The organism is Peribacillus sp. SIMBA_075, assembly GCF_046534585.1.
Genome location: NZ_JAWRYN010001524.1, coordinates 1 through 239, shown reverse-complemented (window position 1 = coordinate 239; position 239 = coordinate 1). Strand labels below are relative to the sequence as shown.

Below are 239 nucleotides of genomic sequence, written 5' to 3'. Positions count from 1 at the left end.
AGGTAACCTCGCTGATTTACCGAACGGAACAGGAATAGTAAAAAATCATATGCTAGAAAATTCAAATGTGGATATGACGAAAGAAATGGCTGACCTTATGTCGAGTCAAAAAATGATTCAAGCATCGCAACGTATTATGACTTCATTTGATAAAATTTATGAAAAAGAAGCAAATGAAATATTGAGATAAAGGACTCCTATTAGCGGGAGTCTTTTTTGTTATTGCATTTATTTCCGTA

1 protein-coding gene is annotated in these 239 nt (G+C 33.1%); it reads left to right on the top strand.

The window, feature by feature from the left end:
• Nucleotides 1–190: flagellar basal body rod C-terminal domain-containing protein (locus SB775_RS33515; protein WP_410865619.1), on the top strand; the 190-nt coding region annotated here is incomplete at its 5' end.
• Between the last annotated feature and the right edge of the window lie 49 nt (nt 191–239).